We start from the raw sequence: 15,172 nt of genomic DNA on the forward strand, positions 1-15,172 counted from the left end.
TAATTATGCCTATTTATCACAAATTAGGGCAAATTCCAGCTAAACGCCATACGGTTTTCCGCAAACCCGATGGAAATCTTTATGCCGAAGAATTGGTATCAACCGAAGGTTTTTCCAGTTTGTATTCGCTGGTTTATCATTGCCATCCGCCAACCATTGTAAAACATCTGGGAGAGCCCTATAGCGTAGAACCAAAAATTGCCCGCGAGAAGCATTTGAAACACACGAGTTTGATCGGCTTCAAGATTAAACCTGAAGATGACTTTTTAAAAAGCCGGAAACCGGTATTGGTTAATAGCGATCTCCACATCGTGCTGGCAGCTCCAAGAAAATCGATGACGGATTATTTCTACAAAAATAGCCAGGCCGATGAGATGATCTTTGTGCACGAAGGGTCTGGGAAACTGAAAACTGGCTTTGGGGAAATCAAATTTGCTTATGGCGATTATCTGATTATTCCAAGGGGAACCATTTACCAGATGGAATTTGATAATGAACAGAACAGGCTGTTTATTGTAGAAAGTTTTAGCCCGTTAAGACCGCCAAAAAGGTATTTAAACCAGTTTGGACAGTTAATGGAACATTCTCCTTACTGCGAACGCGATTTAAGGTTACCTGAAAACCTGCAAACATATGATGAATACGGCGATTTTAAGGTATTGATTAAAAAACAGGGATTAATTTACCCTTATACTTATGGTACACATCCTTTTGATTATGTAGGCTGGGATGGTTACCATTATCCTTACGCTTTCTCGATCCACGATTTTGAGCCTATAACCGGCCGCTTACACCAGCCACCTCCGGTACATCAGACCTTTGAAGGACATAATTTTGTAGTCTGCTCTTTTGTACCGCGTAAGTATGATTATCATCCCGATTCTATTCCGGCACCTTATAACCATAGCAATGTAGATAGTGATGAAGTACTTTATTATGTTGACGGTGATTTTATGAGTCGCAAAAGCGTGGTTAAAGGACAAATTACTTTACACCCTGGCGGTATCCCACATGGTCCACACCCGGGAACCGTAGAAAAATCGATAGGGAAAGAAAAAACGGATGAACTGGCGGTGATGATCGACCCTTTTAAACCTTTAATGCTTACGCAGGATGCATTGGATATAGAAGATGAGAATTACCATAAAAGCTGGCAGATTAATGTAGAATAAAATTAGTCGGGAGACCGGAGACCGGGGTCCGAGGATAAAGTGCAGAAGAACTATATGGCGAGCAATCATCCAACATTTAAACTTTATAACATTCAACTTTACAACATTTAACAACAACATATCACATCCGGCTTCGGACCTCCGACCTCGGACTTAAATAACAACAAACAAATGGAAACACAAACATTCGCAGAAAAGATAGCTAAGGCACCAGATTTTTTGCCAATTAACGGAACAGATTATATTGAATTTTACGTGGGTAATGCCAAGCAGGCCGCTCATTATTATAAAACTGCATTTGGTTTTCAGAGTTTGGCTTACGCCGGACCAGAAACAGGTGTACGCGACCGGTCATCTTACGTATTACAGCAGGGAAAAATCAGGTTGATTTTAACCACGGCATTAAAATCTGATCATCCGATTTCAGAACATGTAAAAAAACATGGCGATGGGGTAAAAGTATTGGCTCTTTGGGTTGATGATGCTTACAGCGCGTTTGAAGAAACTACAAAACGTGGCGCTAAACCATACATGGAGCCTAAAACGTTAACAGATGAACAAGGTGAAGTTAAAATGAGTGGTATTTACACTTATGGCGAAACGGTGCACATGTTTATTGAGCGTAAAAACTATACCGGAACTTTTATGCCAGGTTACCGTGTTTGGGAAAGTGATTATAAACCAGCTGATGCGGGTCTTTTATATATCGACCACTGTGTGGGCAACGTAGGCTGGAACCGTATGAATGAGGCTGTACAATGGTATGAAGATGTGATGGGTTTTGTAAATATCCTATCTTTTGATGATAAACAAATCAACACCGAATATTCGGCTCTAATGAGCAAAGTGATGAGTAATGGCAATGGTTATTCGAAATTCCCGATCAACGAACCTGCTGAAGGTAAAAAGAAATCGCAGATTGAAGAATATCTTGAATATTATGAAGGTGAAGGCGTTCAGCATATTGCTGTGGCTACAAAAGATATTGTGAAAACCGTTAGAGAGCTAAAATCGCGTGGTGTAGAATTTTTAAGTGCCCCACCAGAAGCTTATTATGATATGATGCCACAACGTGTGGGTAAAATTGACGAAGAAATATCTCTATTGGAAAGCCTTGGCATTTTGGTTGATTGTGACGAAGAAGGTTACCTTCTACAGATTTTCACCAAGCCGGTTGAAGACCGCCCTACCCTTTTCTTTGAGATTATTCAGCGTAAAGGCGCACAAAGTTTTGGAGCGGGTAACTTTAAAGCATTATTCGAATCGTTAGAGCGTGAGCAGGAATTAAGAGGCAACTTATAATATTATCACTAACTAAACTTAGGGCAATCAGTGATCTGGTTGCCTTTTTTGATAGATCTTCCATTCTGCTACACTTCATCCGATAGCTATCGGATCGAGATGACGTTTTTTTATTTAGCTCGTCATTCCCGCGCAGGCGGGAATCTTAATGCTTATGAAACATAACATGCATTAAGATTCCCATCAACCCGATAGCTATCGGGTTGGGAATGACGAAACTTCTCTAAACTACAACACTTCCCCCAAATGTTTATAATTCGATTTTATCGTATCCAAAACCTCGCTCATTTTACCACCGAGCATTAATTTGGCCATCGATTCTGTCATTCCTTTGATTTGTGCCCATTCTATTTTTGGTGGCATGGCTAAAGCATTAGGATTGGTCATAATATTTAACAATACAGGCCCTTCCTCACTTAACGCATGACTGATCGCTGTCTCCACTTCATCGGGTTTAGCGACCGTTATTCCTTTAAAACCCATGGCCTGTGCCACCAATGCAAAATCAGGATTGATCATATCCGTTTCATTATCAGGCAATCCATCAACTTCCATTTCCAGTTTTACCATTCCTAAAGCACGGTTATTAAACACAATCAGTTTTATAGGAAGATTATATTGTTTAATGGTAGCCAAATCACCTAAAAGCATTGATAAACCGCCATCACCACAAAGCGCAATCACCTGTTGTTCTGGATGTGCCAATGCTGCACCAATGGCCATCGGCATCGCATTTGCCATAGAGCCATGATTAAAGGACCCCAGCATTTTACGTTTGCCTGTTCCATCGATAAAACGTGCGCCCCAAACACAACACATGCCAGTATCTACTGTAAAAATGGCATCGTTGGCGGCTAAACGGTTAAGGGTTTCAGCTACAAATTCAGGCTGGATCTTATTTTCTTCACCCTGATCTTTCACATAAACCTGCTGCTGTTCTTTAACTTTCTGATAAAATTCCAATTGAGATTTTAAGAAACTTTCATCTTCTTTCTCCTTTATAAGCGGCAACAATGCTTTAATTGAATCGCTGATGTTTCCACATAAACCCATTGTAAGTTTTGCCCGTCTGCCCAATCGTTCAGGTTTTTCGTCAATCTGCACGATCTTATTTTTTACCGGCATAAAGTTTACATAAGGAAAATCGGTACCCAACAAAAGCACCACATCGGCCTCATGCATAGCATGGTAACCAGATGGCTGGCCGAGAAGCCCAGTCATACCTACTTCATAAGGATTATTATACTGAATTCCCATTTTACCGCGGAAAGAAAATCCAACCGGCGCTTTTAGCTTGGCGGCAAGTGCTACTACTTCATCATGTGCTTCTGCAGCACCAATACCGCAATAAAGCATAATTTTCTTTTCGCTATTGAGCAGATCCGAAAGCTCATTTAATTCCAGATCAGATGGGCGGATTACCGGTTTATTGTTGAAGAGCTGCATCGATGTTACACTTTCTACCGCATCCAGTTGTGCTACATCGCCCGGCAAACCGAATACGGCAACACCTTTTTTATGGATAGCATGCTGAACAGCCGTTTGAAACATTCTTGGTACCTGCTCGGCAGTGGTGGCCACCTGGTTATAGTAGCTGCAGTCGTCAAATAATTTAATGGTATTGGTTTCCTGAAAAAAGTCCATGCCAAATTCACCTGTTGGGATGGTTGATGCAATGGCAATTACCGGTACATGAGAGCGGTGCGCATCGTAAAGACCGTTAATGAGGTGTACGTGTCCTGGTCCGCAGCTGCCTGCACAACAGGCAATCCCGTCGAGCTCCGCCTCAGCTGCTGCCGCAAATGCACCAACTTCTTCATTGCGGACATGGATCCACTTTATTTTACCGTTTCTTCTTACTGCATCGTTAAAATAATTTAAACTGTCTCCGGTAACGGCATAAACTCTTTTTACACCAACCTCAACCAGCATTTCAACCAGTTGTTCTGCAACGTTTTTACTCATGAGGGTATTTTTTAATCAGGATTATTACACCTAATAAATAGCTGAAGCGCATATATTGTTTTAAATGAAAGGCAGAAAAGCACCCAATCTGACTTAGCAAAGACTTATATGTTTTAAGTTGTAACATAAGTAACGCTATATCAACAGTATGAAGTTTCTTCACTAAAACTTCATAATTGAAGTGCACCTTTGAAATAACAAAACACGAAGCGATTTCAATTTTGTTAAATTCTAAAAACTCATAATTAGTTTTTTAGTTTTCCGGTTACCCTTATCTGATACCTCATGTATTGCAAAATACATGAGGTTTTTTGTTAAATTAGATAACACATACCTACCTGATCGATTATGAAAAACAAATGCATTGTAATTCTAATTTTAGCAATATGCTTATTTAATGTTGGCTTCAGCAAGGCAAAATCAACTGTTACGAGCTATTTTTCAGAAAAAGAATTTAACAGCTTTTTCCCTCAGCGGAATAAATTTTACAGCTATACTTCCTTTGCCAAAGCCGTTTCTGCAATGTCATTTATTAAAATCAAGATCGAAAAACGGGGCGAGTGGATTTATAAAATCACCAGAACGGATAAAAGGACAAATAAAGCATCTGTAATTCGACAGGATAAAGACTGGAACGAAACCTGGGCAAAAGCAAAACCTTACAGCACTTCAACTATCGATTATGCTGATTTCTGTGCTTCAAAAGACATTAATATAAACAAAAAAGAACTTGCTGCTTTATTCGCTCATATTGCTCACGAAACCCGGAATGGGGTCAACAATAAATATAATGATGGTTTAATGCTTAACCACGAATTGGATACCAATGCCAATTATACTGTTGCCAATGTTACCTACCTTGCTGTTGCCGGGAAAAAATATTATGGCCGCGGTCCCATTCAATTGAGTTACAACAGCAATTATGGTTTTGCATCAGACTGTATTTTTGGTGATAAGAAAATTCTACTTAACAACCCCAACATGGTTAGCACCAATGCCATAACAGCCTTTGAAACCGCAATTTATTTCTGGATGACGCCCCAGGGTGCAAAACCATCTCCTCACGATGTCATCACCGGAAAATGGAAACCATCTGCGGCTGAAATACAAAAAGGATATAAACCCGGTTTCGGAATGACCATTAATATTGTAAATGGCGCATTAGAATGTAATAAGGGAAGTGATACGCCTGCAATGAAAGACAGAATCGGCTTTTATCAGTACTTTTTGAAAAAGTTTAATGTAATGGATGCCAACTGTTATTGCGATTGTGGAAAAATGCAACCGTTTTCAGGGTAAGGGATTGGGTTTTTAATGGAAATCGTCATTGCGAGAAGGCTTTTCCAGCCGACAGCCTGTCCCGACATTCGGGAAAGCAATCTTACGACTATCGCTGGTAGCGAGCGCTTTAAGATTGCTTCGTACCTCGCAATGACGACTCTTTTAATAAAATATTATAATGAAAAATGATTGTACTAAAACTACTCCGTACTTTCTTTAAGCATTTGATACAGATCTGCTGCGCCACCATCAAATTTGGTTCCGTTTACATAAAATGATGGGGTTCCATTTACACCACTGCGCATACCACTGTCAAAATTATCTTCTATGATGGTTTTGATCTCTTCTGAAGCACTGTCTTGCTGAAACTGCTCTAAATCCAAGCCAATGGTTTCGGCCAATTCGTCAAATAGTTCAGCATTTAAACGGTACTGATTTTCATAAAGTGCATCGTGCATTTCCCAAAATTTGCCCTGTAAAGCTGCTGCCTCTGCTGCTATCGCCGCTGGAAAAGCATATTCGTGTGCATTGGCCAAAGGAAAATGACGGAATATAAATTTAATCTGATGACCAAAGGTTTCTTCAATTTCTTTCATAATGGGATAAGCATCTCCACAGTATGGACATTGGTAATCGCCAAACTCCACAATGGTTATACTTGCCGAATCATCACCTTGAATATGATCCTGACTGTTTATTTCGGGTTTTAATGTGCTCATGGTTTATTTCTTGCTTAATTCTTCTAATGCATCTAAAATGCCATCGGCACCAGGGTTAACCGCTACAGGCGATAAATAACTCCAGGCAATTTTGCCTTCTTTATCAATTACGAAAAGTGCTCTTTTACTCTCCCCAACTTCCTCATCGTACACGCCATAAGCTTTAGAAACTGCACCTTTTGGTTCAAAATCTGCCAGTAATGGAAAATGTAGTTTTCTGTTTTCTTCGAAGGCGAGGTGGCACCAAACGCTATCAACCGAAACCCCGAAAATCTGCGCATCATATTTGCTGAAATATTTGAGCATCTCGTTATAAAGGGCCATCTGGTCGCTGCAAACCGGGCTCCAGTCTGCCGGATAAAAAGCCAGGATAACATTTTTACCTTTAAAATCTTTAAGTTTTATTTTTTGATCGGGAGTAGCATTCAATTCGAAATCTGGTGCTGTAGCGCCTTTTTCTAACATATTATCGAGTTTAAATTAAATCGTTTATTAATTAACAGTGTACCCTTACTGTTGTTTTGCTTTGAAACAAAAAGCTTAGCCTAATTTTTGCCTTTTGATTAAATAAGACTGGAGAACAGGATAAAAACCTTCGTTCATATCGGCATCAATCAGATCGATCTTATATTGGGCACATTTTAAGGCAATTTGCCGGCGGTAGCTGGAAACAGCAGCAGTATAATTTTCCTTTACCTGGTTGGTATGCACTTTGATGGTGTCGCCGGTTTCCATATCAATAAACTGGTATGGGCGGTTTTCAAATTCAAAATCTACTTCTTTTGATTGATCAACCACATTAAAAACCACCACTTCGTGTTTGTTAAATTTCAAGTGCTGTAAAGCATCAAAAAACTGATCGGTTTTATCGGCGCTGGTCTGTGTATTGAAGAGATCGCTGAAGATAATTACCAATGAGCGTTTATGGATCAATTCTGCCACCTGGTGTAATGCCTCGCTTAAATTGGTCTGTGCATTTATGTTCGGTTTATGCAACAGTTCTTCCAATTGGGTAAATAAATATTTCTGATGAACCGTAGTCGATTTTGCCGGAGAATTTAAAAGTATTTCATCAGTGAATAAGCTTAATCCGAAAGCATCACGTTGTTTCTTTAGCAGGTACATTAAAGATGCAGCAGCCTGTATCGAGAAAATCAGTTTGTTATTTTTCGGTTCCGGAAAATACATCGAAGAGGAAACGTCGATTACAAACTGGCAGCGCAGGTTGGTTTCTTCTTCAAAGCGTTTGCTGTAAAGTTTATCCGTTTTGGCGTATAATTTCCAGTCGATATTTTTAACGTTATCGCCATTATTGTACTGGCGATGCTCGGCAAACTCAACCGAAAAGCCATGAAAGGGACTTTTATGCAAGCCCGTAATAAAACCTTCTACCACTTGCTGGGCAAGCAATTCTAAATTACCATAGCTTGTTTCGTTCTCGTAGTTTACAGCCTGCATATCGTAAAGCTAATAAAAGATTTATTAAAAAAATGAAAAATTAGCCAACACTTCCGAAGTTTCAAATTCAGGCGCAGAGCTATTGCAAACTGGAAATTGCAAACTGCAAATTAATTTGGGCGTTCCCCAAGGGGCGGGCTTTTCAGGGCTGCGCTGCGCTCCGGTACCGATGAAAAATCGGTACTGAACCCTTACAATCCCTAACGCAAAACCCACCGCTTCAAAGACCTCGCAGGTTTGTGCTACTATCCGTGGTAAATAAACCCGATAGGAGCGAACACGTAGTGCAACGAAGTAAAGCGTATAGCGGGGCTGAAAACCCCTATGAAAAACTGAACCTTCGTTTCCAAAAAAATCCCAAACTCATTAAAGAATTCAGGATTAATATTTTAAAAGACCTCGCAGGTTTCGAAAACCTGCGAGGTCTGATTATCTTTTTGGATTTAATTATTTCTTCGCAATCCTATACAAATGTCCGTTATCGGTTACCGAATAAAGCGCTCCGTCTTTACCTTCTGCCATATCGCGGAAACGTTCGCCTTTGCCCTCTAATAACCGCTCTTCGCCAACTATTTTATCATCTTTAATGACCAAACGGATAATATGCGAACCACCCAAACCGCCTACAAATAAATTACCTTTCCACTCGGCTATGCTGTTGCTGTTATAAAAAGCAATGCAACCAGGTGAAATACTTGGATTCCAGTAATAAACCGGCTGTTCCATTCCTTCTTTTTGCTGAATGCCATCGCCAACTTTTTTACCGCTGTATTCTGTTCCATAGGTAATAATGGGCCAGCCATAATTTTTTCCTGATTTAATGATGTTTACCTCATCGCCACCTTTAGGACCAAATTCGGCTTCCCATAAATCGCCTGTTGATGGATTAATGGCCAAACCATCCGGGTTACGTAATCCATAAGCATAAATTTCAGGTCTGGCATCCGCTTTACCTGCAAACGGACCGTTAGCAACCGCTTTTCCATCAGTAGTAAGGTGCAGAATTTTTCCTAAGGAAGAATTTAGATATTGCGCCTGTATCCTGATATCATTACCCGAACGTTCGCCTGTACTTACAAATAAGTTACCGTTTTTATCAAATACAATCCGCGATCCATATTGTAGTTTGCCTGTATAAGCTGGTGTAGCACGGTAAATAATGGTCTGGTTTTCTATCGAAGTTTCGTTTGCAGCAAGTTTTCCTTTGGCTATGGCCAATAAAACACCTTTATCCTGAGGCTCCGAATAAGCCCAATATATCATTCTGTTTTTCGCAAAGTTTGGATCTAAAGTTACATCCAGTAAACCACCCTGACCGGAAGGATCAACCTTTGGTAAACCGGTAATTTTTTTGCTCAGTTTTCCATCCGGCGTAAGGATCACCATGGTGCCCTGTTTTTGTGTAATCAGGAAACCTCCGTTAGGAAGTACCGAAATTGCCCATGGATTTTCCAACTTTTCATTGATAACCGTAATATCCAGAGGAGTTTTGGTTTTTATGCCAGCAATTCTGGTCTGCCCGGCAAAGGCAGGTTTATAATCAGCCGATGGTTCGTTGGTTTCAACAGGGTTTTGAGCCGATACACAGGCAATATTTGCACAGTTTAGGGCCAAACCTGCCAATAAAATACCTAAAGTTTTATTGTTAAATAAGTTAATAGACATGATTGTTAGTTTTTTATTAAAGAAACAAAATTATGTTTGCAATAAAAAACCCAAATCCATCAAATGAACCTGGGTTTTAAATATGTTACAAGCCTTTAGGCTTTGATCTTTTTGCTTGAAGCTAAATTAAACTAATTGTTTGTTTAATTTTTCTGCTAAAATAGATTTTGGAACAGCACCAACTTGTTTGTCTACAACTTGTCCATCTTTAAAGTATAATAAAGCAGGGATGTTACGGATACCAAACTGCATTGAAATTTGAGGGTTGTTATCAACGTTTACTTTTCCAACTACCGCTTTACCATCATATTCTTTAGCGATTTCTTCTACAACTGGACCAACCATGCGACAAGGGCCACACCATTCTGCCCAAAAATCTACTAATACGGGTTTATCTGATTTTAATACAAGCTCCTCGAAGTTTGCATCTGTGATTTCTAATGCCATAATTATTTTTTTTATGTTCAAATATATGTATTCAATTGTAATGCCATAACATCTGTAATGTCAATTTGACATTATTTTGGTAAAGCGGTGAGCGCCAAGCGGACAGCGATAAGCGTTTGATAAACCCAAAACGCTAAGCGCCAAACACCAAACGCTAGTTTAGCTTATAATTTACAACATTCATTCCCATCAATTGTTCTAAGAACTTGTTATTGGGGTTTATTTTTAAATTTTTCGAAGGTAAATCGAGCATAATCTGCTTTTCGCTATCAAAAACGGCGAAGTTAAGTTGGCAGTTCTGTTGTTCAGAGTTTGCCTTATTGTCTGCTAATATGGCTTCAATTTCTCTCATCAATTGGTCGTTAACCCGCTCAATCGGTACCTGGATGGTTAAACTTTTCGCCAGTTTATCACGCAGTTCGGACATGAGGTTGATTGCCGTAATCTTAAATTCCCAATCTCCCGCTTTTCCGAAACGTTCTCCTACCCTTCCCCTGATTTGTAAGAAATATCCTTCGGTTAAAAATGATTTGAACTTCAAAAAGTCTTCTCCAAACAAGGCCATTTCGCTGGCATCTTCATAATCTTCGAAAACAAAAGTTCCGAAAGGTTTACCGGTTTTGGTAATCCTTTGCGATGCCGTTACCACCAAACCACCTACACAGAGTTCACGGTTTTTCAGTTTTTCGAATTCGGCCAAAACCTCTTCGTTGCTATCGCCCATACGCACTTTGTTGATGATGCTGAGCTGCCTAACCCCATGGGTGCAGAATTTATCGAGTTCGAGTTTATAATTATCCAATGGGTGACCTGAAAGGAAAATCCCGATGGCATCTTTCTCATACTTCAACCTGTCCATTAAAGCCCACTCCGGCGAAACTGGTAAACTAGGTTCTAAAATCAGATCAGCTTTTGATCCACCGAACAATGAAGCCTGGGAAGTGCTTTCGTTATTCTGGAAATCGTTGGCATATTTGATAATTTTCTCAATGCCATTCATCTTATCGTTAGGGCCGATGTAAAAATACTGTGCCCTATGTCCGCCAAAGGCATCAAAAGCACCGCTGTACACGAAACTCTCGTAAGCTTTTTTGTTTACAATACGGGTGTTAGAACGTTTTGCAAAATCGTAAACACTGGCGTAATGACCATTACCCGTACGTTCTTCGATAATACTTTCTACCGCTTTTTCGCCCACGCCTTTTACTGCCGACATTCCAAAACGGACTTCTCCTTTGGCATTAACAGAGAATTTAAGATCAGATTCGTTTACATCAGGACCTAATACGGTAACACTCATCTGGCGACATTCTTCCATAAAGAAAGCCACCTGTTTAATATCACTCATGTTGTTGGAAAGCACCGCAGCCATATATTCGGCAGGGTAATGTGCCTTTAAGTATGCGGTTTGATAAGCAATCCATGCATAACAGGTAGAGTGCGATTTGTTGAAGGCGTAGGATGCAAACGCTTCCCAATCTTTCCAGATTTTTTCTAAAGTTGCCGCATCATGGCCTTTCTCTGCGGCCTGCTTTACAAATTTAGGTTTCATTTTATCCAGAACGTCTTTCTGCTTCTTACCCATCGCTTTACGCAGTACGTCGGCCTCACCTTTGGTAAATCCGGCCAGTTTCTGCGATAAAAGCATTACCTGCTCCTGATAAACGGTAATACCATAAGTTTCTTTCAGGTATTCTTCGCAGGCATCTAAATCGTATTTAATTTCTTCCTCACCATTTTTACGGCGTACGAAACTTGGGATATACTCCATCGGTCCCGGGCGGTATAAGGCGTTCATGGCAATTAAATCGTCGAAAACTGTAGGCTTAAGCTCCTTCATGTACTTCTGCATCCCCGGACTCTCGTACTGGAAAATCCCGATGGTTTCGCCACGCTGGAAAAGCTCGTAAGTCATTACATCATCAATCGGGAAATTATCCGGATTGAGGTCGATTCCATGTCTTTTCTTCACCAGTTTTACGGTGTCCTTAATCAGGGTTAAGGTTTTTAACCCTAAGAAGTCCATTTTTAATAAACCGGCGCTTTCTACAACGGAGTTATCAAACTGGGTAACATATAAATCAGAATCTTTGGCAACTGATACAGGAACGAAATTGGTAATATCGCTTGGGGTGATAATTACCCCGCAGGCATGAATACCCGTGTTCCTTAACGATCCTTCTAAAATCTGCGCCTGTTGTATGGTTTCGGCACTTAAATCTTTTAACCCACCGAGGTTTTTCAACTCTACCACGCGCTCATATTCATCGGGACGTAAAGCGTCTTTTAAACTCTTTTCATCGAGTGTAAAGATTTTAGCCAGCTTCATGTTCGGAATCAGCTTGGCAATTTTATCGGCCTCGAAAAGTGGCAAATCCAATACACGGGCAGTATCCCGGATAGAAGATTTTGCCGCCATAGTTCCGTAGGTAATAATCTGCGCCACCTGGCTGGAACCGTATTTATTGATTACGTACTCCATTACGCGGCCACGGCCCTCATCATCAAAATCGATATCAATATCGGGCATGGATACACGATCGGGATTTAAGAAACGCTCAAAAAGGAGATCGTACTTAATCGGGTCGATATTCGTAATCCACAGGCAGTAGGCAACTACCGAACCGGCAGCAGAACCACGCCCCGGACCTACCGAAACATCTCTCCGGCGGGCTTCGGCAATAAAATCCTGTACAATCAGGAAATAACCCGGATAACCTGTTTTCTCAATCGTTTGTAATTCAAAATCCAAACGCTCGGTAACCTCAGGGGTTAACGTACCATAACGTTTTTTGGCACCCTCGTAAGTAAGGTGACGTAAAAATTTATTCTCTCCGCGTTTTCCACCATCGGCTTCATCTTCGGCAACCAAAAATTCTTCAGGGATATCGAATTTCGGTAAGAGTACCTCACGGGCAAGTTTATAAATTTCAATTTTATCAAGAATTTCCTGAATATTCAGGATCGCCTCGGGCAGGTCGGCAAAAAGCGCCTTCATTTCATCGCCCGATTTGAAATAGTATTCCTGGTTTGGCAATCCATAACGGTAACCACGACCACGGCCAATTGGTGTGGCTTGTTTTTCACCGTCTTTTACACAAAGTAAAATATCGTGTGCGTTGGCATCCTTTTTATTAATGTAATAGGTGTTATTGGTTGCAATCAGTTTTACGGCATGTTTATTTGCTAAAGAGATTAAAGTTTCGTTTACACGGTCTTCATCTTCCTGACTATGGCGCATTACCTCAACATAAAAATCATCACCAAATTGAGCTTTCCACCAAAGTAAAGCCTCTTCTGCCTGATTTTCGCCGAGGTTTAATATTTTATTGGAAATCTCTCCGGAAAGATTTCCGGAAAGCACGATGATATCTTCTTTATACTGTTCAATTACCTGTCTATCGATACGCGGCACATAATAAAAACCTTTTGTATAGGCTATCGACGACATTTTAGCCAGATTATGGTATCCTTTTTTGTTTTTCGCCAACAATACCATCTGGTAACCGTTATCTTTTGCGGTCCGGTCTAAGTGGTTATTACAAACAAAAAACTCCACACCAACAATCGGCGTCATCACCACCTCTGTTGGTCGTTCGCCAGCCTCAATTGCGGCAGCGTTTTTAGCTTCAGCAGCTTTATTATGGTTTAAAACATTATTAACAAAATGGAAGGCACCCATCATATTGGCATGATCGGTCATAGCTACCGCGGGCATTTTTTGTGCTGCGGCGGCTTTTACTAAATCGGGGATACTGATGGTACTTTGCAATACCGAAAACTGGGTGTGGTTATGCAAATGCACAAAGGTGGCTGCCGCAAGTTCTTGTTTATTACCTGCAAGGGCTTGTTTAGAAATCCCGCTGCCTTCAGTTTTTTGCTGGCGCTTACGGATTTCATCAGATGCTGCTTTTAAGTTGATGTGTTTTAAACCAACCCCATCAATTAATCCAGGATTTACCTCCCTAAAACGCGGAAAATATTCCACATCTACAAGTAGTTCTTCTTTTTTAAAGACCTCTCTTTTTACCAGCTCTAAAAAACAGCGTGTAGTAGCTTCCACATCGGCAGTAGCATTGTGGGCTTCGTTAAAAGGAACACCAAATAAATAGGAGTGCAACTCGGTTAGGGTTGGCAGTTTAAACTTACCGCCCCTACCTCCTGGCAATTGTAAAAGCTGCGCGGTAACTTCGGTACAGGTGTCTAAAACAGGCATCTCTGCCAGGCGGTTGGCTACACCAAAACGATGAAACTCGCAGCCCATAATGTTTACATCGAAGCCAACATTCTGGCCTACAATAAATTTGGCTTTATTTAAAACTTCGTTAAACTTAGCCAGCATTTCATCAAAACCGATCCCCTGTTCAACAGCCAGTTCGGTAGAAATACCGTGAATCCTTTCGGCATCGTAAGGAATATTAAACCCCTCTGGCTTAACCAGATAATCCTGATGTTCAACCAATCTCCCCATCTCATCGTGCAATTGCCATGCAATCTGTATACAACGCGGCCAGTTATCCGTATCGGTAATTGGTGCATTGAAATTGCGGGGCAAACCAGTGGTTTCAGTATCAAAAATTAAGTACATATTGTGCAGTAAAGAATCAGTCGTTGTAGAATAATAACGGTTCTTCAAAAATAAGGAATTTGAAGGCTGATGCTGTCATCATTTTATCAACAAAATATAGTGGAAAATAAGAAAATATATTTAGAGCAACGCCTTCTTTTTTGATCAAACCCATGTTATTTGAAGAGCAACGACAGTGGCGTTTTGGGTTCATTCAGCCCTGCTTTTGGTACAAGTCCCGATAAAAATCGGGTGCTTTCCCCGTCAATCAGGTCTAGTTTACAAAGGCTCGTGCACAAAATCTTTAAAAGCAATAGTGTAAAAACCTTAGAGGTTTATTTACTGTTAGGCACTTTTTCCCGAAGAACCGCGTCACTTGGTAAATAAACCTGATAAAGTGGAAAGCCCGCATCCCGATTTTTCATCGGGAGAGGACTTGAAACGATAGCAGGGCTTCACTAACCGAAGTGTAACTGCCGGCCATTTCCAAAATAATATTGACCACCTAAGCCATTCAAGAACATCTAAGTAGAGCGACTTAAAAACCTGCGAGATTTAAAACTTACCTTTTTGACGTTTCCAACAAAAACAATATA

10 protein-coding genes are annotated in these 15,172 nt (G+C 40.5%); 3 read left to right on the forward strand and 7 right to left on the reverse strand.

Annotated elements, in window-relative coordinates; genetic code table 11:
• Positions 1-5 precede the first annotated feature (5 nt).
• Together U859_RS0109830 and hppD are read left to right on the forward strand one after the other, a co-directional pair.
• Entirely contained in the window at positions 6-1,172 is a 1,167-nt protein-coding gene (locus U859_RS0109830) for a homogentisate 1,2-dioxygenase (protein ID WP_025143211.1), read from the forward strand.
• 171 nt (positions 1,173-1,343) lie between these two features.
• Positions 1,344-2,474, forward strand: coding sequence for a 4-hydroxyphenylpyruvate dioxygenase (gene hppD, locus U859_RS0109835; RefSeq protein ID WP_025143212.1), 1,131 nt, complete (start codon positions 1,344-1,346; stop codon positions 2,472-2,474).
• 228 nt (positions 2,475-2,702) lie between these two features.
• Here the strand turns inward: hppD and U859_RS0109840 are convergent, their stop codons facing one another.
• Entirely contained in the window at positions 2,703-4,439 is a 1,737-nt protein-coding gene (locus U859_RS0109840) for a thiamine pyrophosphate-dependent enzyme (protein ID WP_025143213.1), read from the reverse strand.
• 348 nt (positions 4,440-4,787) lie between these two features.
• On the opposite strand from U859_RS0109840, the gene U859_RS31010 reads away from it, so the two are divergent.
• Entirely contained in the window at positions 4,788-5,738 is a 951-nt protein-coding gene (locus U859_RS31010; protein WP_025143214.1) for a chitinase, read from the forward strand.
• 182 nt (positions 5,739-5,920) lie between these two features.
• On the opposite strand, the gene U859_RS0109850 is transcribed toward U859_RS31010, so the two are convergent.
• The 6 genes from U859_RS0109850 to dnaE form a co-directional block, all read right to left on the reverse strand.
• Complete coding sequence (locus U859_RS0109850) at positions 5,921-6,439, reverse strand: DsbA family protein (RefSeq protein ID WP_025143215.1); 519 nt, start codon at positions 6,437-6,439, stop codon at positions 5,921-5,923.
• 3 nt (positions 6,440-6,442) lie between these two features.
• The gene (locus U859_RS0109855; protein ID WP_025143216.1) at positions 6,443-6,904 is read right to left on the reverse strand and encodes a redoxin domain-containing protein; all 462 of its coding nucleotides are present in this window, start codon (positions 6,902-6,904) and stop codon (positions 6,443-6,445) included.
• Between the two features lie 75 nt (positions 6,905-6,979).
• Positions 6,980-7,897, reverse strand: a complete 918-nt coding sequence (locus U859_RS0109860; RefSeq protein WP_025143217.1) for a DUF58 domain-containing protein — start codon at positions 7,895-7,897, stop codon at positions 6,980-6,982.
• A gap of 447 nt (positions 7,898-8,344) precedes the next feature.
• Positions 8,345-9,562, reverse strand: coding sequence for a PQQ-dependent sugar dehydrogenase (locus U859_RS0109870; protein ID WP_029985611.1), 1,218 nt, complete (start codon positions 9,560-9,562; stop codon positions 8,345-8,347).
• A 126-nt stretch (positions 9,563-9,688) separates the two neighbouring features.
• Positions 9,689-10,009 (reverse strand): thioredoxin, encoded by a 321-nt coding sequence (gene trxA / locus U859_RS0109875; protein WP_025143220.1) that lies wholly within the window; start codon positions 10,007-10,009, stop codon positions 9,689-9,691.
• Positions 10,010-10,163: 154 nt separating this feature from the next.
• On the reverse strand, positions 10,164-14,597 hold the full coding sequence (gene dnaE, locus U859_RS0109880) for a DNA polymerase III subunit alpha (RefSeq protein ID WP_025143221.1): 4,434 nt from the start codon (positions 14,595-14,597) through the stop codon (positions 10,164-10,166).
• Positions 14,598-15,172: the final 575 nt, after the last annotated feature.

The organism is Pedobacter jeongneungensis (assembly GCF_000633455.1).
Lineage (GTDB): Bacteria > Bacteroidota > Bacteroidia > Sphingobacteriales > Sphingobacteriaceae > Pedobacter > Pedobacter jeongneungensis_A.

What these genes read in the sequence shown, in the direction of transcription:
- U859_RS0109830 (WP_025143211.1), top strand. Translation starts at nt 6, where the DNA reads ATGCCTATTTATCACAAATTAGGGCAAATTCCAGCTAAACGCCATACG.
- hppD (WP_025143212.1), top strand. Translation starts at nt 1,344, where the DNA reads ATGGAAACACAAACATTCGCAGAAAAGATAGCTAAGGCACCAGATTTT.
- U859_RS0109840 (WP_025143213.1), bottom strand. Translation starts at nt 4,439, where the DNA reads ATGAGTAAAAACGTTGCAGAACAACTGGTTGAAATGCTGGTTGAGGTT.
- U859_RS31010 (WP_025143214.1), top strand. Translation starts at nt 4,788, where the DNA reads ATGAAAAACAAATGCATTGTAATTCTAATTTTAGCAATATGCTTATTT.
- U859_RS0109850 (WP_025143215.1), bottom strand. Translation starts at nt 6,439, where the DNA reads ATGAGCACATTAAAACCCGAAATAAACAGTCAGGATCATATTCAAGGT.
- U859_RS0109855 (WP_025143216.1), bottom strand. Translation starts at nt 6,904, where the DNA reads ATGTTAGAAAAAGGCGCTACAGCACCAGATTTCGAATTGAATGCTACT.
- U859_RS0109860 (WP_025143217.1), bottom strand. Translation starts at nt 7,897, where the DNA reads ATGCAGGCTGTAAACTACGAGAACGAAACAAGCTATGGTAATTTAGAA.
- U859_RS0109870 (WP_029985611.1), bottom strand. Translation starts at nt 9,562, where the DNA reads ATGTCTATTAACTTATTTAACAATAAAACTTTAGGTATTTTATTGGCA.
- trxA (WP_025143220.1), bottom strand. Translation starts at nt 10,009, where the DNA reads ATGGCATTAGAAATCACAGATGCAAACTTCGAGGAGCTTGTATTAAAA.
- dnaE (WP_025143221.1), bottom strand. Translation starts at nt 14,597, where the DNA reads ATGTACTTAATTTTTGATACTGAAACCACTGGTTTGCCCCGCAATTTC.